Raw genomic sequence first — 26,935 nt, forward strand, 5'->3', positions numbered from 1 at the left:
TGTGTCGAAGGCGCAACCCCAATATGGGTTTGTCTTCGACACTTTTTTTATTAAAAGTATAATGTAATTTAATCACTACAAAGGAGAAGTGCCTATGGAAAACCGGATGAGACGTAATAAAAATGATATTACCAAAAGGAAAAGGCGGTTTACATTTAAAAAGCCTAAGCTTAAAAAATGCGGACAGAAGACCGCAGAATTGGATATGGCTAGGAAAAGAAAGTTTGGTATACGTTTCAAATTAATATTCGGTTATGTTATCCCAATATTGTTCATTATTGCTTTGGGATTCTTATCTTATAACAAGGCTTCTTACGGGTTAGTATCAAACTATGAAAAATCCACTGAAAATACCATGAAAATGGCTGCTAAATATCTTGATTACGGATTCAGCGGAGTAAAATCCATAGCCTCCTTATATACAAAAGATACGGATATTTATTATTATGTGCAAAAACAAAAGTATACAGACTCCATTGTACGAAACCAATTCATTCAATCTCTTAGCATGGAATTCACAAAGAAAGCAGAAGCCGAAAGTTTGATTGTAGACATACATATAATTCCTCAGTCGGGTATTCCTGTCGTTACAAGTGCAAATAAATCAGTAGATGGTTTTTATAATGAATTAAAAAATGATACTGGTTTCGAAAAGTTAAGTGATCCAAAGAGCAAGGATTTTTGGATTGGAAGTCATAAGTTGATCGATGATAAATTGAAAACCACAGCAACTGATTACTCTTTCTCGTTGGTTGAGAAGTTCCAGACGGATACTGCGGTTGTAGTAATCGATGTTGATAGAAATGCAATTAATAAATTTCTCGCAGACCTGGACTTTGGTAAGAACAGCATAGTAGGCGTAATCACATCAGATGGCAGTGAAATACTAGCCAAGGAATCCTCCGGAAAAAATTCAGCAGGAAAAACTGTAACCATAGGAAACCGGAAAGAAGAATTCCATTTTACCACAGAAGATTACTACAAAAATGCCATTGATGCTTCAGCTGCAAAAGGTCAGAAATATGTAACCTATGATGGGAAGAAATATCTTTTTCAATTTGATAAGATATCCGATACCGGCATTACTCTCTGTACCTTGATTCCTAAAGCAAGCTTTATGGAACAAGCAGAAAGTATTAAGTTATTTACAACTGTTATGGTGATAGTTGCAAGTTTAATTGCTGTACTTATCGGACTATATTTATCAGAAGGCATTGCAAGAAGTCTAAAACATATTAATACCAGTCTAAAGAATCTGGCAGAAGGTGACTTCACTGTTTTGATGGAACATAGACATAAAGATGAATTTATTACTCTGGCTGGTAACACGAAAAATATGATTGAAAATATGAGAAAGTTGATACAAAAGACAGCCACTGTCAGCGGGCTGGTCTCACAATCCGCAGGGAACGTATTAAGAGCTTCAGAAGATATCTCAATGGCAAGCAATGAAATCTCTACCTCCATTAGTGAAATAGGTCATGGAATATCCGGTCAGGCACAGGATTCCCAGAGTTGTTTGCTTCAAATGGATGAATTGTCAGAAAAAATAAAATCTGTTAATACAAATATTCTTGACATTGACCTAATAGCCAAAGATACCGACCACCTGATTAAAGAAGGAATCGGAACGATGGAAGAGTTATCAAAACAGTCGGAAGCAACCAATGATATCACAAAATATGTCGTTGAGAATATTGCTGCGCTGGAAGTTAAATCCCATTCCATCGGACAAATTATTCAGGTTATCAATGAAATAGCAGACCAGACCAACCTATTAGCTTTAAATGCTTCTATTGAGGCAGCAAGAGCAGGTGATGCCGGCCGAGGATTTTCAGTAGTAGCAGAAGAAATAAAAAAGTTAGCAGAGCAATCCCTTCATGCTGCTGATGAAATCAATCAGGTAATTGATAAGATAATAAAACAAACCTCAGATACCGTAACAATTGCGAAAGATGCCGAGCAAATTGTGTATAAGCAGAACAGTATAGTAAATAATACAATTTCCACCTTTAAAAATATGGGTGATGGAATGAAAAAACTGACTGTAAGTCTGTCCGTCATCAGTGAAAATATAGGTAACATGGACAGCGCAAGAGCAGGAACGCTTAGTGCAGTGGAAAGTATTTCTGCCATATCCCAGCAGACCCTGGCAGCCTCTGAAATGGTAGAAGATATCGTACATGCTCAGAATAATTCTGTTTCGGCACTGGAGGAAGCAGCTAAAACACTAGCTGAGAATTCATCAGAATTAAACCAAGCAATAAATCAATTCCGTATTTGAAAATAATATATAATTTAGTATAATGAAGTATTATAAGGCTGTTGCATTGCAATGTGCGACAGCCTTTATTTGCCCTATGCAAATGATATCATAACACAAGGAGGATAAGAGATGTATCAATATGTATCAAAGCTTATTATTTACAGAAAGACAAAGGATAGTGAGATTCTCTATTCTTTATCGGAAATTATCAGAACTTTATATGAGGAATTTCCTGTTCTTATACCTGAAAGTTCTTCAAAAGAAATATATATAACAGAAATTTATGAACAGATTAACAAACTAATGGTCTTGGCAACTGAATATGGTTTTGATAATAATCTCTGGAAGAACTATATTGCTTACCTTATTGCTGTAAGCGAGAATCCTTTCAGCATCAGTTGTGAAAAAAAAGGAATGCTTGATGGGTCAGTTAATAATTTTGCGATTTCCGATATGAAACTTCTTAAAGCAATTTCAGAGTATGACTTTACTGAAATAGAAGAAAAGCTTGGAATAAATTGTTTTTCAATTATCACCAACTACAAAGCCGTAACGAAAAATGAAAAAAGATATAATAAAAATGTTAGCGATAAGATAAGACTCCTTTCCGGCCATCTTGCAGAGACAGATACAGAGGATAAACTTCTTGGGATTGTTACCTCTTTCTATAAGGATTTTGGGGTTGGCAAGTTCGGGCTTAATAAAGCCTTTCGGCTTCAGGAAAAAGAGGGAGAGTGCCTTGTTCTTCCTATCCTGAACACGGAAGAAATACTGCTCTCAGATCTTATCGGATATGAACTGCAAAAGAAAAAGCTTATTGATAACACCGAGGCTTTTGTAAATGGCAGAAAAGCAAATAACTGTCTTCTTTATGGAGACAGCGGAACTGGAAAATCTTCAAGTATAAAGGCAATTCTTAATGAATATTATCAGTCAGGACTTCGAATCATTGAAATCTATAAACATCAGTTCCAATATTTATCAAGTATTATTGCTGAAATTAAGAATCGAAATTATAAGTTTATAATATATATGGATGATCTTTCCTTTGAAGAATTTGAAATTGAATATAAATATCTAAAAGCAGTGATTGAAGGCGGACTTGAAACAAAGCCGGATAATGTACTTATCTACGCTACTTCTAATAGGAGACACCTTATTCGGGAGACCTGGAGTGACCGTTCTGATATATCAAAGGATGAGCTTCATAAGAGTGATACCATGCAAGAGAAGCTGTCACTGGTTGCTCGTTTTGGTATCACCATTAATTATTCTGCTCCTATACAAAAAGAATTCTATGAGATTGTAAAAGGTCTTGCGGCAAAACAAGAAGGCATTAATCTGTCAGAAGAGGAACTCTTAAAACAGGCCAATATATGGGAGATGAGCCACGGCGGACGATCAGGCCGAACAGCACAGCAATTTATTAATTACCTCCTTGGTAAAAGAGAATAATCGTTTCGTAATCTATAATGATATTTATTTTCAATTGAGTACAATAAGTCATTGACAAGCAAAATGAATGGGCATATAATAATTATCAAATGATAATGGTTCCCATAATGAAAAAGGAGTGTTGAATATGTCACTAGCATTTGCAGGGATAGGCGAGACAAGAGTAATTGTAGATTTCACAGGCAAAGATGATATGAAGCGTCATTTGCAGGATTTAGGCTTTGTTAAGGGTGAGAGTGTTAAATTGTTGTCAGAGAATGACAGCGGTTTTATCATTATGGTGAAAGGTGTTCGAATAGCCATCAATAAAAACCTGGCATCTAAAATAATGGTAGCATAGTATTAATGAAATGAGTATGTGCTAAGGCGCATCACATGGAGGTAAATATGACTTTAAGAGATTTAAAGCCGGGTCAGGCCGCAACAGTAGTTAGCATTGGCGAAAAAGGGCCGTTGAAACGCAGAATTATGGATATGGGAATAACACGTGGTGTTGACTTGAAGGTAGTAAAAGTAGCACCATTAGGGGATCCGATAGAAATCAATATAAGAGGATATGAACTCAGCCTTAGAAAAGATGAGGCAGCGCAAATAGAAGTAAGTGTGGGGTAAAGGCCTCATCATGGGAGGATATTGAAAATGAAAGTTAAAATTGCTTTAGCAGGTAATCCTAATAGTGGTAAAACTACCATGTTCAATGATTTGACTGGAAGTTCCCAATATGTTGGCAATTGGCCTGGCGTTACTGTTGAAAAGAAAGAAGGAAATCTCAGAGGGCAGAAGGATGTAATTATTCAGGATTTACCAGGAATCTACTCATTATCTCCTTATACATTGGAAGAAGTGGTTGCCAGAGGATATCTGATTAATGAAAGGCCAGATGCCATTATTAATATTATAGATGCATCTAACATTGAAAGAAATCTCTACTTAAGTACGCAGCTTCTTGAACTTGGAATACCGCTGGTAATGGCTCTTAATATGATTGATGTTGTCCGTAAAAACGGAGATACGATTGATATTCAGAAATTAAAAGAGGATTTAGGCTGCGAAATTATTGAGGCTTCTGCTTTAAAGGGAATCGGTTCCAAAGAAGTTGCTCAAAAAGCGGTAGAACTTGCAAAGGCTAAAACCGTCATTACTCCAAAACATACATTCTCCGCGGATGTTGAAGAAGCTCTTGCAAAGATTGAAGGAGTTATTAAGGGTAAAGTTCCAAGTATAAATGAACGTTGGCTGGCTATTAAGCTTTTTGAACAGGATGAAAAAGTTCTAAATGATCTTACACTTGATGAGGGTGCTTTAAAAGTTATCACAGATATAGTGAAAGAGTGTGAAGACAAGCTTGAAGATGACGGTGAAAGTATTATTACAAACGAACGTTACGGATATATAAGTAAAGTAGTAAAGAAAGCGGTTCATAAAAAGAGCGGTCCTAAGAGGAATGCAACAGATAAAATTGACAGCATTGTTACGAACAGATGGCTTGCGCTGCCTATTTTTGCAGTTGTTATGTTCCTTGTTTATTACATATCAATCTCAACAGTAGGCAGTATGGCAACGGATTGGGTGAATGATGTTCTATTCGGTGAAATCATTCCCCCTGCAGTAGGAAATTTTCTTGACTATATCGGAACTGCTGCCTGGCTGAATTCACTAATCTTAGACGGTATTGTAGCCGGTGTTGGTGCAGTTCTTGGCTTCCTGCCCCAGATGATGGTACTTTTCCTTTGCCTTGCATTTTTGGAAGACTGCGGTTACATGGCAAGAATCGCCTTTATTATGGACCGTATTTTCCGTAAGTTTGGTTTATCCGGCAAATCTTTTATTCCCATCCTTATCGGAACAGGCTGCGGAGTTCCCGGAATTATGGCAACTCGTACCATTGAAAATGAGCACGACCGCAGAATGACAATTATTACAACAACCTTTATACCCTGCAGCGCAAAGCTTCCCATTATTGCTTTGATAGCCGGTGCTTTATTCCCAGGATCCACACTTGTTGCACCTTCTGCTTATTTTGTTGGTATGGCAGCAATTATAGTATCCGGTATTATATTAAAGAAAACCAGAATGTTCTCCGGTGATGCTACTCCCTTTATTATGGAACTTCCTGCTTATCACCTTCCCGGCATTAAGAGCATATTAATTCATGTATGGGATCGTTCCAAAGCATTTATCAGAAAAGCTACCACAGTTATCCTTCTTGCAACTGTATTGGTATGGTTCTTAAGTACATTCAATTGGAAATTACAAATGGTAGAAACAGAATACTCCATTCTTGCTTCCATCGGTAAGGTAATTGCACCTATCTTTATTCCTTTAGGATGGGGAAACTGGAAAGCCGCTGTAGCAACAGTAACAGGGTTAATTGCAAAGGAAAATGTAGTTGGTACTTTTGGTATCCTCTATGGCTATGCTAACGTTGCAGATAATGGCGGTGAATTCTGGAGAAATCTTCAAGGTGAATTCACACAGCTTTCCGCATACAGCTTCCTGATATTTAATTTACTTTGTGCTCCTTGTTTTGCAGCAATTGGTGCTGTTCGAAGTGAAATGGGTAATGCAAAGTGGACTCTCTTCTCCGTTGGATATCAGACAGTGTTTGCATATATTATTGCAACTTCAGTATACCAAATCGGAAGCTTGATCTCCGGTAATGGTTTTCATGTTGGAACAGCCGTTGCGTTCCTGTTTGTATTGTTATTATTATACCTTCTGGTTCGTAAACCAAGCGAAGTAAATTCCAACAAGAAAGATAGTCGTATAGATACCAGAAAAACAGCATAAACAAGTGTAGTAGTATTAAGGACCTTATCGTTAAGTTTTAGAGCATCGAAAAACTGCTCAGAAAAGAGGTTTTATGTTAGCAACAATTATAGTAGGAGCCATCGTTTTCGGTGGTATTGGATTTTCCGCCTACAAAACGATTAGAGCAAAAAAGGAAGGTGCTGGCTGCGGCTGTGGCTGCGCTGGCTGCAGTAATGCAGAAGCCTCCTGTAAAAAGTAAATAAATTAGCCGGCAAGAAGCTCTTATAGCCTTTTGCCGGCTAATCTGATAACCAAAAACATAAGGTAATCCCCCAATGTGCACAGAAATGGAGGAATGATTATGAATGTGGCAATGGAAAAAGAGGCAGTATTGGCTAAATTTCATAAAAAGGAACTTATAATTAACCAACTTCGAAAGAAAAAGTTCCGTATTACAGAACAAAGGCGATTGTTAATTGAAGTTATATTAGAAGATGAATGTTCCAGTTGTAAAGAAATATATTACAAAGCAGTAAAAAAAGACCCGACAGTAGGGATTGCAACAGTCTATCGAATGGTTAAAACTTTGGAGGATCTGGGGGTCATTAACCGAAAGAATCTCTATCAAATAGATTATAAAAACTTGAATTTAAAAGAAGAACAAGTTCTTTTTATAGATGAGGAAACAGATAAAACTGTAAAAGTAAAAAAAGGCCTGTGGTTTAATGAACTGCAAAAAACTCTTGCAGCGCAAGGGATAACGGATATTGATAATATTACTGTATTGATTAAGAATCATAAAAATGAGGATGAGGATGAGTATTGCGATGAGGAGCTTTTTGCAAGCTGCGGCTGCCAAAACACCTCCTGTAAATATCATTGTAAAAAACGTGATAAATTAGCCTGATTGAAATATCCTTTTGGGAAAAAAAGCTGTGATAAACAGCTTTTTTTATTTTAAAAACCTATTGACATTTATATTTTTATAGTGTACTATTAACTTAGTTCACTAGTAACATATTTGCTTCTTGGTCAGAGATAACATATAACTCTGGATATTTTCGAGCAAATATAATATAAGCCGGATAAATAGAAAAGAGGTATCTATGGAATTCGATAATAATATTCCAATCTATATTCAGGTTATACAAGATATTGAGAAAGATATCATAACCGGAAAATTGGGCTTGGGCGAAAAGATGCCTTCGGGCAGAGATTTAGCACTAAAATATAAAATCAACCCTAATACTGCCAGTCGGATATACAAAGAATTGGAAGCACAGGCTATATGCTTTACAAAGAGAGGGTTGGGCACCTTTGTTACAGAAGATGGTGCGAGAGTAGATCAGATTCGAAAAGACATGGCAAATGATTTACTGGAACAGTTTATATCAGGCATGGATAAGTTAGGAATACAAAAAGCTGAAATATTAGCAATGCTTGAAGAGAAGTATCTGGAATTCAAAGAAACAAATAATTAAAATAATAGGAGGGAACAAAATGTTATTGGAATGTAATGGAGTTGTTAAAAAATATATGTCAAAGACAGCAGTAGATAATCTGTCATTGAACATAGAACGGGGAAAGATATACGCACTTTTAGGGCCGAATGGCAGCGGTAAAACTACATTTATGAAGATTGCTGCAGGTCTTGTTAAACCGAATAGCGGAAGTATAACTTTCTGCGGAAATCCTATCGGAGTGGAATCAAAGAAGAAGGTTGCCTATATGTCTACAGAACCCTTTTTCTATAATTACATGACAATTGATGATGTAGGTAAATATTACGAAGACTTCTTCGAAGATTTTGATCGTAAAAGATACGAAGAGCTTCTTGTGAGAATGGAGCTTAACAAGAAAGACCATGCTAAGGCTTTATCCTCCGGACTTGCTGCGAAACTTAAAATAGCAGCTACTCTTGCCCGTAAATCAGAGCTTTATATGTTAGATGAACCACTGAACGGAATAGATATTATTTCAAGAGAAAGAGTTATGACCACAATCTTAGAAACAGCAGGAGAGGAAAATACTATTCTAATCTCCAGCCATTTAGTGGATGAACTTGAAAAAGTAGTAGATTTCGCAGTTTTTATGAAAAATGGCAGTGTTGTTTTAGAAGGGCATTCAGAGGAGCTCAGAGAAACTCATGGAAAGTCTATGGTTGAATTGTATAAAGAGATTTATGCGTAGTATAGAGAGGTTAAGGAGGAGATTTACATGTTAAAATTAATGAAATATGAATTGAGAAAGCAAGCTTTTTCGAAGCTTATAATACTTGTCATAACACTTCTTGGGGAGTTAATGTTTTTTACAGGCTTAGTTCTTAACAGACACAATACCATTGGTCTTGCCATGGGACTTCTCACCATGTTTACCTTTGGAGCTATGTTTTTTATAGCTTTCGAATCAATTATCACTTATTACAATGACTTAAAGCAAAAACAAAGCTATATGCTCTTTTTAACACCGAATACACCTTATACCATTGTAGGAGCTAAAGTATTAAGCTCTGGTGTTCAAATAATCTTATCAGGTGTCGTATTTGCCTTAATCTTTGGTATTGACGGGGCTGCCATGCTGGCAAGATATGCTTCCATTAAACAGATCAAAGAATTGATTACAAGTTTTGTAAATATGCAATTCCATGTTGAAATCGACGGTAAACTTTTAATCCTTGTCGTACTGGCTTTATTAATATCCTGGATCAGTGTAATAACCCTTGCCTATCTTTCTATTACCTTAAGTACCACGTTCCTTGCTGAAAAGAAGGGAAAGGCAATAATAAGCTTTCTTATCTTTATCTTATTGGAGTACATCTTCAGCAAAGGTGTTAATCTGATAATGAACATTCCAAGCTTAACCTTAAGTGCCTCCGGTACCTTAATTTTAAACATCGTATTATATGCGGTAATAACAGCAGTTACCTATCTTGTTACAGCTTGGATGCTTGATAAAAAGGTTAGTGTTTAAGTAAATAAAGCAAAAAAAAATTCCCTTAAAGGGAATTTTTTTTTGCTTAAACAATAATTGCATTTTCAGAAGATATCTTATTTATTTCTTCTTCGATAAGACTTAAAATAGCCTTATGGTAATCTTTAACTTCCAGTTGCTTTCTCTTTATATCAAAGTATATAATCTCAAAGGGAATACTACCAACTTTCGCACCTTTCGACAAAAGAAGGATTTCTCTGTCTTTATAATCCAGGGTTACTGGTTTTGCAGCGGAAGTGAAGGGAATTTCACCAATACATAGTTTAAAGATGACTTCTTTCATTAAATCAGATTCCGTCTTAGAACTATCAAATTCATTATGGTTGTTTATTAAATTCATAATAACTGCCCTTTCGCCTTTTTTCTTCATAATATACTATGCTTTTTAAAATAATGCAATAGGTTAATTAATTTTTTGTAAATTATTATAAAGAAAGTATGAAATTGGGGGAGCTATTGATTATAATGACAATAGTATTGACAAAATCAACAGGTATCAGTATGATAAACTTCGTACGTTATGAATGAAGTTTTAGATATTGGAAAGGGTATGGTACTTTTTAATGATATATTTAGATTATGCTGCACACACACCGGTATGTGAAGAGGTATTAGAAGCGTTTCAAATAGCGGCAAAAGAGTTTATCGGTAATCCGAACTCCCCCCATACTCCCGGTGTCCTGGCGAAAAAAAGACTGGAGAAGGCCTCTGAGAATATAGGACATATCCTTCATGCTAAGACAAATGAAATTATTTATACCTCCGGTGCCAGTGAATCAAATAATTTAGCAATAAAGGGTATTGCAAAAAATTATCAAAGATATGGAAAACACATTATTACATCCTTTTTAGAACATGCTTCTGTGACAGGTACGGTGGCTGCTCTTAAAAATGAAGGTTACGAAGTAGATTTTGTAAATGTTACAAAAGATGGTATAATTGATTTAGAACATTTAAAAGAGCTGCTGCGGGAAGATACTATATTAGTATCTACAGCACTCGTAGATAGTGAAATTGGAATAATTCAGCCTATTGATAGGATCTATGAGCTGGTAAAGACAATGCCACACTGCTTTTTTCATGTAGACGCAACCCAGGCGGTAGGTAAAATACCTGTTGCCTTTGATAATATGGACCTTATGACTATATCAGGACATAAAATATATGGTTTAACCGGCTGCGGTGCTTTATTAAAAAAAGAAAACATTATGCTGGAACCCTTAATACATGGCGGCATCAGTACTACAAGCTTTCGAAGCGGTACACCTGCCCTGGCTCTGTGTATTTCCTTAGAAAGTGCAGTTAAGTATACAACGGAGCATCTGAGTGAATTCTACGAGCTGGTTAAGAATAAGAATTTAATGATTCGAAGAGCATTAGCGAAGAATAAAAACATAATTATTCATACTCCACTGGAAGGTTCTCCTTATATTTTGAATCTGAGTTTAAAAGGAGTAAATACCAATGCCTTACAGGCTGTACTCGATGAGAAAGGGATTTGCGTTGCAACAAAATCAGCTTGTTGTGCGGTGAACACTGTCTCAAAACCGGTCTATGCCATGACAAAGGATAAAAAGCTTTCACTTGCAACTTTGCGTATCAGTTTGAGTCATTTAACAACGATAGAAGAGATAGAGAGCTTTCTTGAGGTTTTTGAAGATGCTATATTAAAGAATTCCTAACATTTTCAGAACTTTATTAGTAACTGAGATAAGGTATTTAATTTTTACGGGCATAAAGACAGGAAGTTCAGAAAGAACACAACGCGGTCTGATTGTTTAATTCGCGAAGATTAAATATTTAGAAAAGAGGTTTATATGGAAAAGCAAATAGAAAAACATGTAGAAATAGAAAGAAGTATTATTAAAAGATTTCGTAAGGAGATATGGCGGAAGTTCATAACTGCAGTGAATGATTATGAGTTAATCAAAGAGGGTGATAAAATAGCAGTATGTATTTCCGGCGGAAAAGATTCCATGCTCCTGGCAAAATGCATGCAGGAGTTGAAAAAACATGGCAAGGTTCACTTTGACCTTGTTTTTATGGTAATGGATCCGGGTTACAATCCTTATAACAAGCAAATAATTCTGGATAATGCAGAATATCTCAATATTCCTATTGAAGTATTTAACAGTAATATATTCGAAGTTGTAGCTTCTGTTCCCGATTCTCCCTGTTATCTCTGTGCCAAGATGAGAAGAGGCTATCTCTATAAGCATGCGAAGGAATTAGGCTGTAACAAAATTGCTCTTGGTCATCATTTTGACGATGTAATCGAAACAGTGCTTATGAGTATGTTATACAGCGGTCAGATGAAAGGAATGATGCCAAAGCTTCACAGTACCAATCATGAGGGCATGGAACTCATTCGTCCACTGTATATGGTTAAGGAAGCCGATATACTGGCATGGAAGAAGTATAATAACCTCACCTTTATACAATGTGCCTGCCGTCTTACAGAGAATTGTATGCTTGGGGATAATGGTATGGGTTCCAAGCGTCAGGAGATGAAAGAACTAGTTAAGAAATTTCGTCAGACAAGCAGCGTAATCGATATGAATATTTTTAGAAGTATCCATAACGTAAACCTTGATACAATGATCGGTTATCAAAAAGGTCAGGTAGAGCACAGCTTTTTAGATGATTATGATGACAGAGTCACAATGAACACCATAACAGAAGAGGACTAAGGTTCAGGACTAAATGGTAGGAAGGTACTATCTTAGTTATTATAATACAGATGTTACCGGAAAGGGAAACTTTCTGGTAAGGATTATTTAGGAGGTTTGCTTTGAAGACAGAAGATTTTAATTATGATTTACCGGAAGAATTAATTGCACAGGACCCTTTGGAAGACCGTTCCAGTTCAAGACTGATGGTTCTTAACAAAGAGAACGGTGAAGTTACACATAGAATATTTAAAGAGATTACGGAATATCTTAAACCCGGTGATTGCCTGGTTATTAATAATACAAAAGTAATCCCAGCAAGACTTCTTGGAGAGAAAATCCATGATAAAGATATACTGGGAGGAGATAAGGATACTCATGGCGCTAAAATTGAACTTCTTTTATTAAAACGCCGAGATAATGATATCTGGGAAACTCTTGTAAAACCAGGTAAAAAAGCAAGAACAGGAACTAAGATCAACTTCGGGAATGGTCTTCTGACGGCAGAAATTGTTGATCAACTAGAAGACGGTAACCGTTTGGTACAGTTCCATTATAAAGGGATTTTTGAAGAGATTTTAGACCAGCTTGGAGAGATGCCTCTGCCGCCGTATATTACCCATGAGCTTGCAGATAAAAACAGATATCAAACAGTCTATGCGAAAGAAGAAGGTTCTGCAGCCGCGCCTACAGCCGGACTGCATTTTACAAAGGAACTTCTTGCACAGATTGAAGCAATGGGAATTCCCATAGTCAATGTCACTCTTCATGTAGGGCTTGGCACTTTCCGTCCTGTAAAAGTAGAAAACGTACTGGAGCATCATATGCATACAGAGTTCTACCAGGTTTCATCAGAAGCTGCGGAACTCATTAATAATACCAGGAGAAATGGCGGAAGAGTTATATGTGTTGGTACTACTAGCTGCCGTACGGTGGAATCTGCCGCAGATGAGGAGGGAGTTGTACATCCCGGAAGCGGTGATACATCAATCTTCATATATCCGGGGTACAAATTCAAAGTCCTGGATGCTTTAATAACAAATTTCCATCTGCCGGAATCCACTCTTATGATGTTAGTTTCAGCACTTGCCGGAAGAGATAATATTATGGCAGCATATAAAGAGGCAGTTCAGGAGCGCTATCGTTTCTTTAGCTTTGGAGATGCCATGTTAATTATGTAATTTGGATATAATATATAAAATTAGGGCTGTTGCATTTTATCGCACAATGCAACAGCCCTATATATATCCTGAAATAATAAAAATAGATGTTTAATTATTCTTGAAAGCTCCAAGCCTTTCAAGATCTTTATAGAAGTTAGGGTATGAAATATTTACACAAATGGCGTTTTTTATAGTAGTTTCCCCATCAGAGAGAAGTCCGGCTATTGCAAAGGACATCGCAATACGGTGGTCCTCCATACTATCGATGGTTGCTCCCGTTAAAGGCTTTCCACCGGTTATTATCATACCATCTTCAGTAGCAGTAATATCTGCCCCCATTATGGAGAGGTTTTTCACCATTACATCTATGCGGTTGGATTCCTTGACCTTTAATTCGGAAGCGTCTTTAATGACAGTAGTGCCTTTTGCAAAGCAAGCCATAACCGCAATGACAGGAATTTCATCAATTAGAGTAGGAATCAAATCTCCTCCAATCTCAACAGCCTTTAACTCGCTATAGCGGATAAGAATATCACCGGCGGTCTCAGAGTCGGTATTTCTGATATTTAATATTTCAAAATCTGCTCCCATTGCTTTAATAACACGAAGAATTCCATCCCTGGTTGAATTAATACCAACATTCTCTATGAGTATTTCAGAACCCGGTACCAAAAGTCCGGCAGCGATAAAATAGGCGGCAGAAGAGATATCTCCGGGAACTTCAATAGTATCCCCTGTAAGTTTGGCACCCGGCAAGATGGTAACCGTGGTACTTTCTGATCTGATATCAGCCCCCATACGCTTTAACATGATTTCTGTATGATTTCTTGATACATAAGGTTCAGTTACACTGGTCTTTGAATCAGCATATAATCCTGCTAATAATATTGCGGATTTCACCTGGGCAGAAGCAACCCTTGATAAATAATTAATGCCATGGAGTCCACCTTTGGCAGGAGATATGGTAAGAGGAGCAAGCCCTCCGCCCGGAATACTATGAATTACAGCTCCCATCTGGCTAAGGGGGTCTATTACTCTTCCCATAGGGCGTTTCTGAATAGAACTATCACCGTTCATAGTACTTTCAAAGGACTGCCCGCTTAAGATTCCTGACATCAGCCTCATTGTAGTTCCGCTATTGCCAACATCTAGGATTCCTTCCGGTTTTTTCAGACCATGAAGTCCTTTTCCGTGTATCAAAACATTTGTAAGTCCGGGAGTATGTTCGATCTGGATACCCATACTGCGAAAACAGCTAATAGTGGAAAGACAATCCGCTCCTTCTAGAAAATTCGTAATCTGAGTGGTACCCATGGCAAGAGCACCGAACATGACGCTGCGGTGAGAGATGGATTTATCCCCTGGAACCTGAAAAGTTCCTTTTAAATTATGAGCACGTTTTAAAATCATTACAAACTCCTTTCGAATCTCTTGTTGAAAAACAGCTTTCTGCATCAGTGCAGGTAATCTTAGCACAACACAAATTGCGGCTTTATAACATATTGAAAGGAAAAGCAGTAACTGCTTTTCCTAAATTGTAAATCATAATATTGTAAATCACTTATCTTTCATAGACTGTATAATGATTTTGTCTTAAGAGTAAGGCCGCCGCATTACAGGAGTCCTGCTGATAGAATTCTATACGCAAAACGCCTTCCTCAAATTCTCTGTTATGAATGATACCGATGTTTTTTATGCTTAATTGATGGCCTGCCAAAAGCGTTGCAACAGTCGCAATAGCACCTGCCTCATCATTGATATCAAGATAGAGCTCAAATACTTTGTTTAATAGTCCTGCTGAGGTATTGGGAATTGAATCCCTGTATTCTCCGGCACTCTGAAAAAACTCAAGAATAGTTTCTTCTTTACTATCCCTTAAGGAGTCTGTTATCTCTTTTAGTGAATCAATGTAATACTCAAGAAAATGCAGAATACTATCTGTATTTGTTAAACAGATATTCTGCCACATGACAGGTGAGGAAGAAGCAATTCTTGTTATATCCTTAAATCCACCGGCTGCCAGCATCTTCATCTTATCTTCGTGATCTGTGTTTTTTACCATACCAACAAGAGAAGAAGCTATGATATGCGGGACATGGCTTATTGCAGCTGTGATATCATCATGTTCGGAAGGCTCTAAGATAACCGGTATGGAACCCAAACCTTTAATAAGCTTGTAGAGATACTCCGTAATGTTACTATCTGTTTCTTTTGTTGGTGTAAGTATGTAATAAGCATTTTCCAAAAGCCTGCTGTAGGAATTACTGTAACCTGTCTTTTCTGAACCGGCCATTGGATGACCTCCGATAAATTGGTTTCCAAGGCCTAAAGATACAGCTTCCCTGCAAATATTACCTTTTACACTTCCTACATCGGTTATGATACAGTCTGCTTTTACAACATCTTTTAATTTTGACAAATAGGAGATATTGGACAGGACAGGCGCACAAAGAAACAACATATTACATTCCTGAAGCTCTTGTAAGTCATAAACAATATCATTTAGCACACCGTCCTGAACAGCTCTTGAAAGTTCAGTATTCGCTTTATTTTTATTGTAGTAGTAGGCGATTAAAGTATGCTTTGGATTCTGCTCCCGTAAAGCATGTGCGAGAGAACCGCCTATCAATCCAAAGCCGATAAAGCCAACAACCAAGTCGTTCATAAGAATCTCCCTTATTAGAATTTTTTGCCCATCAACGCTGCAAGGGGACGTAATTCCCCACACAGTTCTTCAAATTGAGGGAAAGTAAGAGACTGGGGACCATCAGATAATGCAATTGAAGGGTTGGGGTGAGTCTCAACCATAAGTCCGTCAGCTCCGACAGCAACCGCACTCATGGAAAGCGGTTTAACATAACTTCTGACACCGCTGGCATGACTGGGATCAACAATAATAGGAAGATGGCTCTTAGATTTAATCACAGGTACTGCACTGATATCCAAGGTATTTCTTGTGGCTGTTTCAAAGGTTCTGATACCTCTTTCACATAATACCACATTTGGATTTCCTTCTGCAATAATATATTCTGCCGCATTGAGCCATTCATCAATGGTAGCGGAAAGGCCTCTCTTTAGCAGTACAGGTAGTCCTGTTTTACCTGCTTCTTTTAGTAAGTAGAAATTCTGCATATTCCTGGCACCAATCTGGAGCATATCAACATATTTTACAGCTGCTTCAATAGCAGCAAGACTTGTAACTTCGCAAACGACTGCCAGACCGGTTTCTTCTCTGGCTTCCTTCATGAACTGAAGGCCTTCTTCTTCCAGCCCCTGGAAAGCATAGGGGGAAGTACGGGGCTTGTAAGCACCGCCGCGAAGTATTTGTGCACCTGCTTTTTTGATTGCACGAGCAGTTTCAAAAAGCTGTTCCCTGCTCTCTACCGCACAGGGTCCGGACATTATGACTAACTCATCCCCTCCTATATTAGCATTTCCTACTTTAACCACTGTAGGTTCCGGATGAAATTTTTTATTAGCTAGCTTATAACTTTCAGTCACAGGGACAATTTTATCAACATCTTCTGCTATTTCAAGATTTTGATCCTGTAGTCTTGACTTATCACCTACAACACCAATAATGGTAACTTCATTGCCGGCTGACAGATGGGGTGTTAGACCCTTCTCTTCAATGATACGGATGATTCTGTCTATAGACTCCTGTTTTGCATTGGGTTTCATAACGATTATCATAAAATAGTGCCTCCACATTCATTTCAATATTTTTGGAATTAACTTACCAGTAATTACTTCGTAAGATTCTATTTCGTTGCATTAGATATATTGTACCCCTGATATGATTTTATGTCAATACTGTATATCTTTAAAGCGTTACACTTTAAAGCGCAACGCTTTAAAGCTTGAATTATATATTTCTAACTATTTGTAGAATTAAAGTATAAATGGCAGTATAAACAAGAAATAGTATATAATGTGCTGATATAAAAATGTAATGGACAAAATAATGTGTCAAATACATATAAAGTAGTTGTAAATTCAGACTAGTTTTAGTAAAATATAACTATAATTACAGTTACACAAAATAAAGCAATGGAGGAAAAAAGAATGAATATTTACACTTCGGAAAAGATTCGTAACGTGGTTTTGTTAGGCCATGGTGGCTGCGGGAAAACAACTCTCGCAGAGGCTATGGCGTTTTCAGCAGGAATTACAAAGCGGCAGGGAAAAGTAGAAGAAGGTAATACCATTAGTGATTATGATAAGGAAGAAGCGAAACGCCTATTCTCTATCAGCACTTCTCTTATCCCCATTGTTTATGAGGACACTAAGATAAATATCTTGGATACCCCCGGTTATTTTGATTTTGTAGGAGAAGTAGAAGAAGCACTTAACGCTGCAGATGCAGCCGTAATTGTAATAGCTGCAAAGTCAGGTGTAGAAGTAGGAACAATGAAGGCATGGGATTATTGTGAAAAATATAATCTTCCCAGAATGTTTTTTGTAACAGATATGGATGATGATAATGCCAGTTATCGGCAAGTCGTAGAGGATTTAACAGAGCATTACGGTAAAAGAATAGCTCCTTTTCATATACCGATCAGAGAGAACGAAAAATTTGTAGGCTTTGTCAATGTTGTTAAAATGGCAGGAAGAAGATTCACCTCCATGGGCCAATATGAAGAATGTGAAATTCCGGATTATTCTATGGAGAATTTAAATAAATTTAGAGAGACATTACTTGATTCAGTGGCAGAAACCAGTGAAGAATATATGGAAAAGTACTTTGCAGGGGAAGAATTTACACAGGATGAGATTTCTGCTGCTTTAAGAGAAAATGTTATAAGTGGAAATGTGGTGCCTGTATTAATGGGTTCCGGTTTATATGCACAGGGGCCGGCTATGCTGTTACAAGCTATTGAAAAATATTTTCCGGCACCTACGAAGCGTGAATGCAGAGGTACCGCTTTAAAGAAAGGTGAAGTATTTCAAGCGGATTACAGAGAAGATTTACCGATGTCTGCCAGAGTATTTAAGACTATCGCAGATCCCTTTATCGGTAAGTTTTCTTTGATTAAAGTATGCTCCGGCATTTTAAAATCAGATTCGGTAATTGCCAATATAGACAGGGATACAGAAGAAAAAATATCCCGTCTTTACATCTTAAGAGGCAAAGAGCAGATTGAAGTTAATGAACTTCATGCCGGAGATATCGGCGCCATCGGAAAATTAAGTGATACCTTTACCGGTGATACCCTCTCTACCAAAGCTTTCCCGGTTTCTTACGACAGACCTGTTATGCCGATTCCCTATACCTCACAGAGATTTAAGACCAAGAACAAAGGGGATGATGATAAGGTATCCCAAGCACTTGCGAAATTAATGGATGAGGATCTTACCCTAAAAGTTGTCAATGATAAGGAAAACCATCAATCCCTTCTTTATGGTATCGGTGACCAACAGCTTGAAATTGTTGTATCCAAACTCTTAAATAAATATAAAGTTGAAATTGAAATAATGAAACCCAAAGTTCCTTACAGGGAAACCATAAGAAAGAAGATAAAGGTTCAGGGTAAATACAAGAAGCAATCAGGCGGACACGGTCAGTATGGGGATGTACACATTGAATTTGAGCCCTCCGGCAATATGGAAGAAGCCTATGTATTTGAGGAAAAGGTATTCGGTGGCTCTGTTCCTAAAAACTATTTCCCTGCGGTAGAAAAAGGAATTGCAGAATCCGTGTTAAAAGGACCTTTAGCAGGCTATCCGGTAGTAGGGTTAAAGGCTACTCTTGTAGATGGTTCTTACCATCCGGTAGACTCTTCGGAAATGGCATTTAAGATGGCTACCATTCAAGCCTTTAAACAGGGCTTTATGGCCATATCTCCGGTACTGTTAGAGCCAATTGCAACTCTTAAAGTTTTGGTACCTGATAAGTATACCGGTGATATTATGGGTGATTTAAATAAACGAAGAGGCAGGGTTCTTGGTATGAACCCCTTACAGGGAGGAAAGCAGGAAATAACAGCAGATATTCCATTATCAGAACTTTATGGCTATTCAACGGACCTGCGTTCCATGACAGGAGGCTCTGGAGAATTCTCCTATGAATTCAATCGTTATGAGCAAGCTCCCAGTGATGTTCAGCAAAAGGTTATTGATGAAAATGAAAAGGAACTAATTGCCGCTGGAGAATAATCCCTAGTCAAAAATTAATTAGTGGTTACTTAAGGTTTTGAGAATGTGTATATATAAATCCTGACAAATTAAAACCATGCATATAGAGGGACTTTCCCAATTTATGCATGGTTTTAAATTAGTTCAGGAACAGGTATTTCTGGCAGTAAATAGTTTTAACTGATATTATAAATATGACTACTGCTAGTATACAAATTGGAAATTATATGCTAAAATAAATCACTTTACTTCATTCGAACATACAAGGGGAGACTTATACAACAGAAAAAACAGGTATCATTGATATTTATGGACAAAATGGATTTCGTTTGAAGACTTTTTCTCATGGATACAATTCAGTTCAGCAGGCTATTATTATCAGAGTTTGGTTTATAGTTCTGGCAGATCCGGTATATTTGTCGCTAACAATGAGGGAACCGGTGTAGATGTACTAGAAACTCATTATAATGGGACTCCTACTATATGGACTTAATAAAAACAATGTCATTCAGATTTAAATAATGATTTACTTGTTATTTTGAACCAAAGAATATCTAGATAAGAAGAGTTATTAGGAGGAGCTAAATGAAAAAAATAATTATTGGGGTTATATCTGTTTTAATAATCATTATTTTGATAATTTTTAATAATAACCATGAACTAAAAACCAAAGATTATAAAAATGTAATTGATAATATAAATTTTAGCATACAAGAAGTTAAATCCTCAGATAAAGGAGACCTTATTACTGTAAAAATAAAAAACAATAGTAAATTCAAAATTTATAGTAATAAGCTTTTTTTAACTATCCGTTAAAAGATGGAAATGGCTATACAGAAAATAAATATAAAGTTGAAGCGTTAGTAAATAAAAAACAAATAAAATCGGGAGAAGAAATTATTGTTCCCATATTAATTCCAATAGGTGATTTTATAAAAGAAGAAAGTGTGGCTAAGAATCTTTTGTATTATGATTATGAGGGGTATATTAACGAAGTAAGTAACCAAAACAGTTTTTTATAAATAATTATATACCGATACCTTAATAATACAAAACCTTTAATATGAGAAGCGCGCAAAATTACTGGAATGATTGGGTATTCATTTATTTACATATATGGATATACTTATACTTCATAATTTTATAAATATAAAAAAAGAAAAAATGTACCAGTAACATTCTTATTATTCAAATGATAGAAGATATAATAATCAATTACGTTCTTTACAGATTTTTTAAGTAATATGATTACTAAAAATAGTAAATATATTAAATTACAATATTATATTTGAGTATCTAATCTACTATACAAGCAATATCTGATATTTAATATGTATCTCGTACAATTAAAATAATCATATAAATTAACTGTTTTTTATTGCCTTTCTGGCATATTTATTATAGAATTATAATGAAAGGAGGACTAAAGAGAGATTTGTCATATAAACTCCCTTTATGCCCTGGGTGCGTAAAGCAGGATGACGACAGGTATCATACAGATTACTGCCAAGTCAGGTCTGCTGTTTTAAACAGTTATGTTCTGCTATGTCCTTTAATCTCAGATGATTCTTGTATCCTTAATTTCTATTCAGTAACATTTCAGCCATGTATTTAGCTCTTCGCAATATGATAGATATATTTCTTACCTTCCATGTAGGACTGAATTGTTACATATTCAAGAGGTCGGCAAATAGCTTTCATTGATCTGCCACTTATCCAAAACTTATATTTCAAACAAAATATGATGTTATGTGAAATAGCTTGGATAAGTAAAATTAAATATTATGTAACTGTTAACCATATGATTAAGTCATAGGATTGCCTAGAAATGAGGTTTTTAATGAACAATATTGCATCAAAAATCAAGGAATCCATTTATTCAGTCCTTCCCATAACCATATTGGTTTTACTGCTCCATTTGACCATAGTAAAGCTGCCGAAAGCGACTTTAAGTTCATTTTTAATTGGCTCTTTGTTATTAATACTTGGTATGGGGTTATTCACACAGGGAGCTGATATGTCCATGATGATTATGGGCGAGAAGATGGGTTCATTCTTAACAAAATCACGAAAAATCTGGCTGTTGGTAATAGTATCTTTTCTATTTGGAGTTATTGTCACCGTCGCAGAACCAGACTTGCAAGTACTTGCCAGACAAACCCCCGGAGTTCCGGATAAGGTTTTGATATGGGCAGTGGCTCTTGGAGTGGGAAGTTTTTTAGTAATTGCTTTCCTTCGTACGATACTGCAGCTTAAGATGAAACATATTCTTGCTGTTCTCTATGGAATCGTGTTTATCATTGCAATTTTTACACCAAATAATTTTGTTTCTGTTGCTTTTGACTCCGGTGGTGTTACCACAGGACCGATTACCGTACCTTTTATAATGGCTTTGGGTATTGGTATGGCTGCCGTAAGAGGCGATAAAACTTCTCAGGAAGACAGCTTCGGCCTGATATCTCTATGCTCTGTGGGCCCCGTAATGGCGGTGCTTGTCTTAGGAATATTCTATAAACCTTCCGGCAGTTATGAAAGAATCATTCTCCCTGAGGATAGTTCCTTCCTTATAGTCCTCCAAGCCTTTTTAAGACACGCACCCGGCTATATGCATCAGGTATTTGTAGCTATCGTACCAATTCTGGCATTCTTTCTTGTTTTTCAAATTTTCGCAATAAAGATTCCTGTTAGACAACTGATTAAAATTGGTATCGGACTTATATATACCTTTGTAGGGCTTGTCATATTCCTTACCGGTGTAAATGTGGGATTTATGCCAGCAGGTTATTATATCGGTGAACACGTGGCAGCGTCAGCATACTCATCACTTATCATCCCTTTATCTATGATTTTTGGTTACCTGACAGTTGCAGCTGAACCGGCAGTTCACGTTCTTGTTAATCAGGTAGAGGAGGTGTCAGAAGGTAACATCTCAGGCAAAACTATGCGTATCAGCCTATCAATAGGAGTTGCCCTGTCAGCAGGATTATCTATGATACGCGTACTCCATGGCCTTTCTATATGGTATTTCATATTGCCAGGGTATCTGATAGCCGTTATAATGACATTTATAGTACCTCCTATCTTTACCTCCATCGCCTTTGATTCCGGTGGTGTGGCTGCTGGTACCATGACTGCCACTTTTTTACTTCCGCTAGCTATAGGTGCTTGTGAATCTGTTGGGGGAAATGTTTTAGAAGATGCTTTTGGTATTATAGCTCTTGTAGCAATGACACCTCTTATTACCATCGAATGCCTTGGACTATTATATAATAGAAAGGCTGCAAGGAAGCAGCCAGAAATCCCCGAAGAATTAATAATAGATATACCGTCAGAACCAAGTGGTGAGATTTCCATGGAGGATGAGTTTGTATTCTTTGAATTGGAAGATGAGGACTATCCGGAAAATGGGCTTTCAGCATCCATGGCTTATGAGGAAAATCCACTTCCTGAATTTATCAACAGCGACGAACTCAGTTCTGAGGGTACAGAGCAAGGGGACTCGAAATATCTGGAAGGTCTAAGCTGACCTGTATTATCAGAAATAACGGAGGATTATATAGAATGGAAAAAATGAAACTGTTACTTTCGATTGTTGATTCCGATTCTGAAAACAAACTAACAGATATGTATGTGAAGAATCATGTGCCATATAATATTCTGACCCATGGGCAGGGAACTGCAAGTTCGGATATTCTCGACTACTTAGGAATAGGTGAGACTAGAAAAGGTGTTGTTTTCAGCATAGTAGCAGAGGGACAAATCAATCATATCATAGGATTATTAAAAAAGGAGATGGACTTTGATAAGCCCGGTATGGGAGTCGCTTTTACCATCCCCTTATCCTGTATCAGCAGTATTCTTACTAAGCTTGATAAAAACCAAATGGACTTATCCCGAAAGGATTGCGAGGAAATTGTCATGAAAAAAGAAAGATCACACGAATTGATCATCATAGTCGTTGCTCAAGGGCATAGTGAGATAGCAATGGACGCTGCCAAAAAAGCCGGAGCCAACGGTGGTACTGTAATTCATGCAAGAGGTGCCGGAAGTTCAGAACTTGCTAAGTTCTATGAAATAACCATTCAGCCGGAAAAAGAATTAATTATGCTTGTTACAGCTATTCAAAACAAAGTAAAGATTATGACAGCTGTAAATGAAGCCCTTGGCAATCATAATGATTCGAAAGGAATAATGTTTTCGCTGCCTATCGATGAAACCGTTGGCCTTGGTACAGATATTCCGGGATTTTGTGAGTAACTTCTTAAAAAGTGTCGACGAACGCTTCAAAGTAGGGTATACTTAGTAAGCATCAAACAAATAAACTGGATTTTACTTGATTAACCCGAAATAAGCGAGGATATAGATGATTAAAGATTTTTTACCGATAAGTAAAGAAGATATGGAAAAAAGAGGCTGGGAGCAGTGTGACTTCGTATTCGTAATAGGTGATGCCTATGTGGATCACCACTCCTTTGGCCCTGCAATAATCAGCAGAGTACTGGAGAGCCATGGCTACAAGGTGGGTATTATAGCTCAACCGGACTGGAAGGATCCAAGCAGCATACAAATTCTTGGTACTCCAAGACTTGGGTTTTTAGTTAGTGGCGGCAATATGGATACCATGGTAAACCACTATACTGTTGCCAAGAAAAAGAGAAGTATGGATTATTATTCCCCCGGCGGAGTTATGGGTAAGAGACCGGATAGAGCAACCATATGTTATTGTAATCTGATACGTAAAGTCTATAAGCATGCACCTATAATTATAGGCGGAATTGAAGCAAGCCTTAGAAGGCTTGCCCATTACGATTACTGGAGTGATACCGTAAAGCGTTCTATTCTCCTTGATTCCCAGGCTGATATTCTTTCATACGGAATGGGTGAGCATTCCATCGTTGAGATAGCAGATGCCTTGGAAAGCGGTCTTAAGATTTCAGATATTACTTTTATTGATGGTACTGCCTATAAGACTAAAAATCTGGAGTCCGTTTATGACGCTGTAATGCTTCCGTCCTTTGAAGAAATCACAAAGAGTAAAGTTGATTTTGCAAAGAGTTTTAATATACAATACAACAACACAGACCCGTTTTCCGGTCAAAGACTGGTGGAGAAATATAAAGAGAATGAGTATATTATTCAGAACCCTCCGGCAAAACCTCTTACCCAGGCAGAGATGGATAGAGTTTATTCTCTTCCTTATATGAGAGAATACCATCCATCCTATATTCCTTTAGGTGGCATACCTGCTATTGAAGAACTGAAATTCAGTCTTATCAGTAACCGAGGATGCTTTGGAGGCTGCAGTTTTTGTGCTCTTACTTTTCACCAGGGAAGAATAATTCAGACTAGAAGTCATGAATCTATATTAGCCGAAGCAAATCATCTGATTTGGGATAAGGATTTTAAAGGCTATATTAACGATGTAGGCGGACCTACTGCAAATTTTCGGCACATGGCTTGTGAAAAGCAGAAGACCAAAGGCGCCTGTACGAATAAACAATGCCTTTTCCCGACACCTTGCAAGAATTTAAAGGTGGATCACAAGGATTATCTTACCCTTCTTCGAAAGCTTCGAAGTCTCCCGGGTGTAAAAAAGGTCTTTGTTCGTTCCGGAATCCGTTTTGATTATCTGGTTCAGGATAAAGACCCTGAATTTATGAGAGAACTTTGCGAACATCATGTCAGCGGGCAGCTTAAGGTTGCACCGGAACATATCAGTGACAGCGTATTGGAATTAATGGGTAAACCTAAGAATGCGGTATACGAAGATTTTATTAGGAAATATAAGAAAACCAATGAAGAGGTTGGTAAGAAGCAATTTGTAGTACCATACCTAATGTCCTCTCATCCTGGCTCTACCTTAAAGGAAGCAATTGCGCTGGCAGAATATTTAAGAGATTTGGGTTATATGCCGGAACAAGTGCAGGATTTTTACCCGACTCCTTCCACTATCTCTACCTGTATGTATTATACTGGCTTGGATCCCAGGAACTTAAAACCGGTGTACACTCCTAAAACCCCTCATGAAAAGGCAATGCAGCGGGCATTAATTCAATACAGAAATCCTAAGAACTATGAGCTGGTGGAAGAAGCCTTAACACTTGCCGGGCGCAGAGATCTTATCGGATTTGATAAAAAATGCCTCATAAGGCCAAGAGGAGGAGCATATTCTCATAGTAATGATAAAAATCGTGAGAAGAATGGTGTTCAGCAGCAAAATCATAAGAAAGAGGCAAACACTTCAAGAAATAACACTAAAACTTCCTCCAGACAAGCCTCAAACAGTAAACAGGCGGTTAAGACAAAGACCAATCAGAAGGAAAGCGGCAGAAACAGCAGAGTATCTGCACCTTCCTCCACCGGAAAGAGAAAAGGACGATAAAAATCAGAGTTAGATAAAAAACAGAAATTTTTCTTTTACCTTTTTATATTAAGGAGTAATCTACGAAGTAAAAGAGGAGTGGTTTAAGCTTATGAAATATTATATTGGAATTGATCTTGGAGGTACAAATCTTGTTGTCGGACTTGTAAGTGAATCTGCTTCGCTAATAGATAAAGAGTCTGTCTTAACGAATGTTAGGGCAGGAGCAGCCGAGCTGCTTGCTGATATGAAAGCTGTGACCGATAAGCTTCTGAAAAGAAATAACCTTGAACTATATCAAATTGAATCGATTGGTATAGGTGTTCCCGGAGCTGCTAATCGTGTGACCGGAATGATTGAATTTGCTAATAATCTAAATGTCAGCAATGAGCCTTTTCTGCCGATGGCAAAAGAAGTCTTTAAAGGCCAAACCGTATATTTTAATAACGATGCCAATGCCGCAGCCTGGGGAGAGTATCTGGCAGGTGCCGCTTCCAATGCAAAATCCTTTGTTGCGGTTACATTGGGAACTGGTGTCGGCGGTGGGATTATTATAGATGGTGAAATCTTTGAAGGAGTGAATTTTGCAGCCGGTGAAATTGGCCATATGGTTATTGTAGCTGACGGCATCCCCTGTAACTGCGGAAGGGCTGGTTGCTTTGAGGCTTATGCTTCCGCTACCGCTCTCATACAGCAGACAAAAGCAGCCATGAAAGGGGATGTATTCTCCCTTCTATGGGAATTATGCTCTGATGATATCAGCAAAGTAGAAGGAAAAACGCTATTTGATGCCGTTAGAAGAGGCGATGAAACAGCTGTCAGAGTTTTAAAACAATATATTAAATACCTGGCCGCAGGAATAATTAATATCATTAATGTATTCCAGCCTGAAATAATCTGCATCGGCGGAGGCATCAGTAAAGCCGGAGACCTGTTAATTGAGCCGATAAAAGAACTCATTGCCAAAGAAAGCTATTCCAGAACGTCTGCTAAACAGACAAGAATAGTAACTGCAAAGCTCTATAATGATGCCGGAATTATCGGTGCGGCATTACTAAGAGATGTCAATCAACCGTCTTAAGATCAAATCCTATACCTGTGTTGAAAATAGACTTTGTACTTAAACTTATAAAGGACTGAAACC

General features: G+C 37.4%; 23 protein-coding genes. 19 read left to right on the forward strand and 4 right to left on the reverse strand.

Going from position 1 to position 26,935, the window contains the following annotated elements; all coding sequences use genetic code 11:
* The first annotated feature begins 94 nt into the window (after nucleotides 1-94).
* The 10 genes from bsdcttw_RS12485 (at nucleotide 95) to bsdcttw_RS12530 (ending at nucleotide 9,442) form a co-directional block, all read left to right on the forward strand.
* Complete coding sequence (locus tag bsdcttw_RS12485; protein WP_185255200.1) at nucleotides 95-2,284, forward strand: methyl-accepting chemotaxis protein; 2,190 nt, start codon at nucleotides 95-97, stop codon at nucleotides 2,282-2,284.
* A 111-nt stretch (nucleotides 2,285-2,395) separates the two neighbouring features.
* Entirely contained in the window at nucleotides 2,396-3,721 is a 1,326-nt protein-coding gene (locus bsdcttw_RS12490; protein WP_185255201.1) for an ATP-binding protein, read from the forward strand.
* 127 nt (nucleotides 3,722-3,848) lie between these two features.
* Nucleotides 3,849-4,061, forward strand: coding sequence for a FeoA family protein (locus bsdcttw_RS12495; RefSeq protein WP_185255202.1), 213 nt, complete (start codon nucleotides 3,849-3,851; stop codon nucleotides 4,059-4,061).
* A gap of 47 nt (nucleotides 4,062-4,108) precedes the next feature.
* Complete coding sequence (locus bsdcttw_RS12500; protein WP_185255203.1) at nucleotides 4,109-4,333, forward strand: FeoA family protein; 225 nt, start codon at nucleotides 4,109-4,111, stop codon at nucleotides 4,331-4,333.
* 27 nt (nucleotides 4,334-4,360) lie between these two features.
* On the forward strand, nucleotides 4,361-6,511 hold the full coding sequence (gene feoB / locus bsdcttw_RS12505; protein WP_185255204.1) for a ferrous iron transport protein B: 2,151 nt from the start codon (nucleotides 4,361-4,363) through the stop codon (nucleotides 6,509-6,511).
* A gap of 73 nt (nucleotides 6,512-6,584) precedes the next feature.
* Nucleotides 6,585-6,731, forward strand: a complete 147-nt coding sequence (locus tag bsdcttw_RS12510; RefSeq protein ID WP_185255205.1) for a FeoB-associated Cys-rich membrane protein — start codon at nucleotides 6,585-6,587, stop codon at nucleotides 6,729-6,731.
* Between the two features lie 102 nt (nucleotides 6,732-6,833).
* Nucleotides 6,834-7,379, forward strand: coding sequence for a Fur family transcriptional regulator (locus bsdcttw_RS12515; protein WP_225903644.1), 546 nt, complete (start codon nucleotides 6,834-6,836; stop codon nucleotides 7,377-7,379).
* A 199-nt stretch (nucleotides 7,380-7,578) separates the two neighbouring features.
* Nucleotides 7,579-7,953, forward strand: a complete 375-nt coding sequence (locus bsdcttw_RS12520; RefSeq protein ID WP_185255206.1) for a GntR family transcriptional regulator — start codon at nucleotides 7,579-7,581, stop codon at nucleotides 7,951-7,953.
* Nucleotides 7,954-7,972: 19 nt separating this feature from the next.
* On the forward strand, nucleotides 7,973-8,662 hold the full coding sequence (locus bsdcttw_RS12525) for an ABC transporter ATP-binding protein (protein WP_185255207.1): 690 nt from the start codon (nucleotides 7,973-7,975) through the stop codon (nucleotides 8,660-8,662).
* 27 nt (nucleotides 8,663-8,689) lie between these two features.
* The gene (locus bsdcttw_RS12530) at nucleotides 8,690-9,442 is read left to right on the forward strand and encodes a hypothetical protein (RefSeq protein WP_185255208.1); all 753 of its coding nucleotides are present in this window, start codon (nucleotides 8,690-8,692) and stop codon (nucleotides 9,440-9,442) included.
* Nucleotides 9,443-9,488: 46 nt separating this feature from the next.
* Here bsdcttw_RS12530 and bsdcttw_RS12535 read toward each other — a convergent pair whose 3' ends face one another.
* Nucleotides 9,489-9,833: a hypothetical protein gene (locus bsdcttw_RS12535; protein WP_185255209.1), complete on the reverse strand. Its 345-nt coding sequence runs from the start codon at nucleotides 9,831-9,833 to the stop codon at nucleotides 9,489-9,491.
* Nucleotides 9,834-10,026: 193 nt separating this feature from the next.
* Here bsdcttw_RS12535 and bsdcttw_RS12540 point away from each other — a divergent pair, with 193 nt between their 5' ends.
* From bsdcttw_RS12540 to queA, 3 genes are all read left to right on the forward strand, one after another.
* Nucleotides 10,027-11,145: a cysteine desulfurase family protein gene (locus bsdcttw_RS12540; protein ID WP_185255210.1), complete on the forward strand. Its 1,119-nt coding sequence runs from the start codon at nucleotides 10,027-10,029 to the stop codon at nucleotides 11,143-11,145.
* Nucleotides 11,146-11,280: 135 nt separating this feature from the next.
* Complete coding sequence (locus bsdcttw_RS12545; RefSeq protein ID WP_185255211.1) at nucleotides 11,281-12,153, forward strand: tRNA 2-thiocytidine biosynthesis TtcA family protein; 873 nt, start codon at nucleotides 11,281-11,283, stop codon at nucleotides 12,151-12,153.
* 101 nt (nucleotides 12,154-12,254) lie between these two features.
* Nucleotides 12,255-13,313 (forward strand): tRNA preQ1(34) S-adenosylmethionine ribosyltransferase-isomerase QueA, encoded by a 1,059-nt coding sequence (gene queA, locus bsdcttw_RS12550; RefSeq protein WP_185255212.1) that lies wholly within the window; start codon nucleotides 12,255-12,257, stop codon nucleotides 13,311-13,313.
* A 90-nt stretch (nucleotides 13,314-13,403) separates the two neighbouring features.
* Here queA and aroA read toward each other — a convergent pair whose 3' ends face one another.
* The 3 genes from aroA to aroF form a co-directional block, all read right to left on the reverse strand.
* Nucleotides 13,404-14,705, reverse strand: coding sequence for a 3-phosphoshikimate 1-carboxyvinyltransferase (gene aroA / locus bsdcttw_RS12555; RefSeq protein ID WP_185255213.1), 1,302 nt, complete (start codon nucleotides 14,703-14,705; stop codon nucleotides 13,404-13,406).
* A 151-nt stretch (nucleotides 14,706-14,856) separates the two neighbouring features.
* Nucleotides 14,857-15,960: a prephenate dehydrogenase gene (locus tag bsdcttw_RS12560; protein WP_185255214.1), complete on the reverse strand. Its 1,104-nt coding sequence runs from the start codon at nucleotides 15,958-15,960 to the stop codon at nucleotides 14,857-14,859.
* A gap of 14 nt (nucleotides 15,961-15,974) precedes the next feature.
* A complete protein-coding gene (gene aroF / locus bsdcttw_RS12565; protein WP_185255215.1) occupies nucleotides 15,975-16,988 on the reverse strand; it encodes a 3-deoxy-7-phosphoheptulonate synthase in 1,014 nt (337 codons plus the stop codon).
* A 372-nt stretch (nucleotides 16,989-17,360) separates the two neighbouring features.
* Between aroF and bsdcttw_RS12570 the strand changes: the two genes are divergently transcribed.
* From bsdcttw_RS12570 to bsdcttw_RS12595, 6 genes are all read left to right on the forward strand, one after another.
* On the forward strand, nucleotides 17,361-19,451 hold the full coding sequence (locus tag bsdcttw_RS12570) for an elongation factor G (RefSeq protein ID WP_185255216.1): 2,091 nt from the start codon (nucleotides 17,361-17,363) through the stop codon (nucleotides 19,449-19,451).
* Nucleotides 19,452-20,015: 564 nt separating this feature from the next.
* Nucleotides 20,016-20,246, forward strand: coding sequence for a hypothetical protein (locus tag bsdcttw_RS12575; RefSeq protein ID WP_185255217.1), 231 nt, complete (start codon nucleotides 20,016-20,018; stop codon nucleotides 20,244-20,246).
* Nucleotides 20,247-21,270: 1,024 nt separating this feature from the next.
* Entirely contained in the window at nucleotides 21,271-22,956 is a 1,686-nt protein-coding gene (locus bsdcttw_RS12580; RefSeq protein WP_225903645.1) for a DUF1538 domain-containing protein, read from the forward strand.
* Nucleotides 22,957-22,991: 35 nt separating this feature from the next.
* Nucleotides 22,992-23,687: a P-II family nitrogen regulator gene (locus bsdcttw_RS12585; protein ID WP_185255219.1), complete on the forward strand. Its 696-nt coding sequence runs from the start codon at nucleotides 22,992-22,994 to the stop codon at nucleotides 23,685-23,687.
* Nucleotides 23,688-23,793: 106 nt separating this feature from the next.
* Entirely contained in the window at nucleotides 23,794-25,812 is a 2,019-nt protein-coding gene (locus tag bsdcttw_RS12590; protein WP_185255220.1) for a YgiQ family radical SAM protein, read from the forward strand.
* Between the two features lie 91 nt (nucleotides 25,813-25,903).
* Nucleotides 25,904-26,872: an ROK family protein gene (locus bsdcttw_RS12595; protein ID WP_185255221.1), complete on the forward strand. Its 969-nt coding sequence runs from the start codon at nucleotides 25,904-25,906 to the stop codon at nucleotides 26,870-26,872.
* Nucleotides 26,873-26,935: the final 63 nt, after the last annotated feature.

The organism is Anaerocolumna chitinilytica, from assembly GCF_014218355.1.
Lineage (GTDB): Bacteria > Bacillota > Clostridia > Lachnospirales > Lachnospiraceae > Anaerocolumna > Anaerocolumna chitinilytica.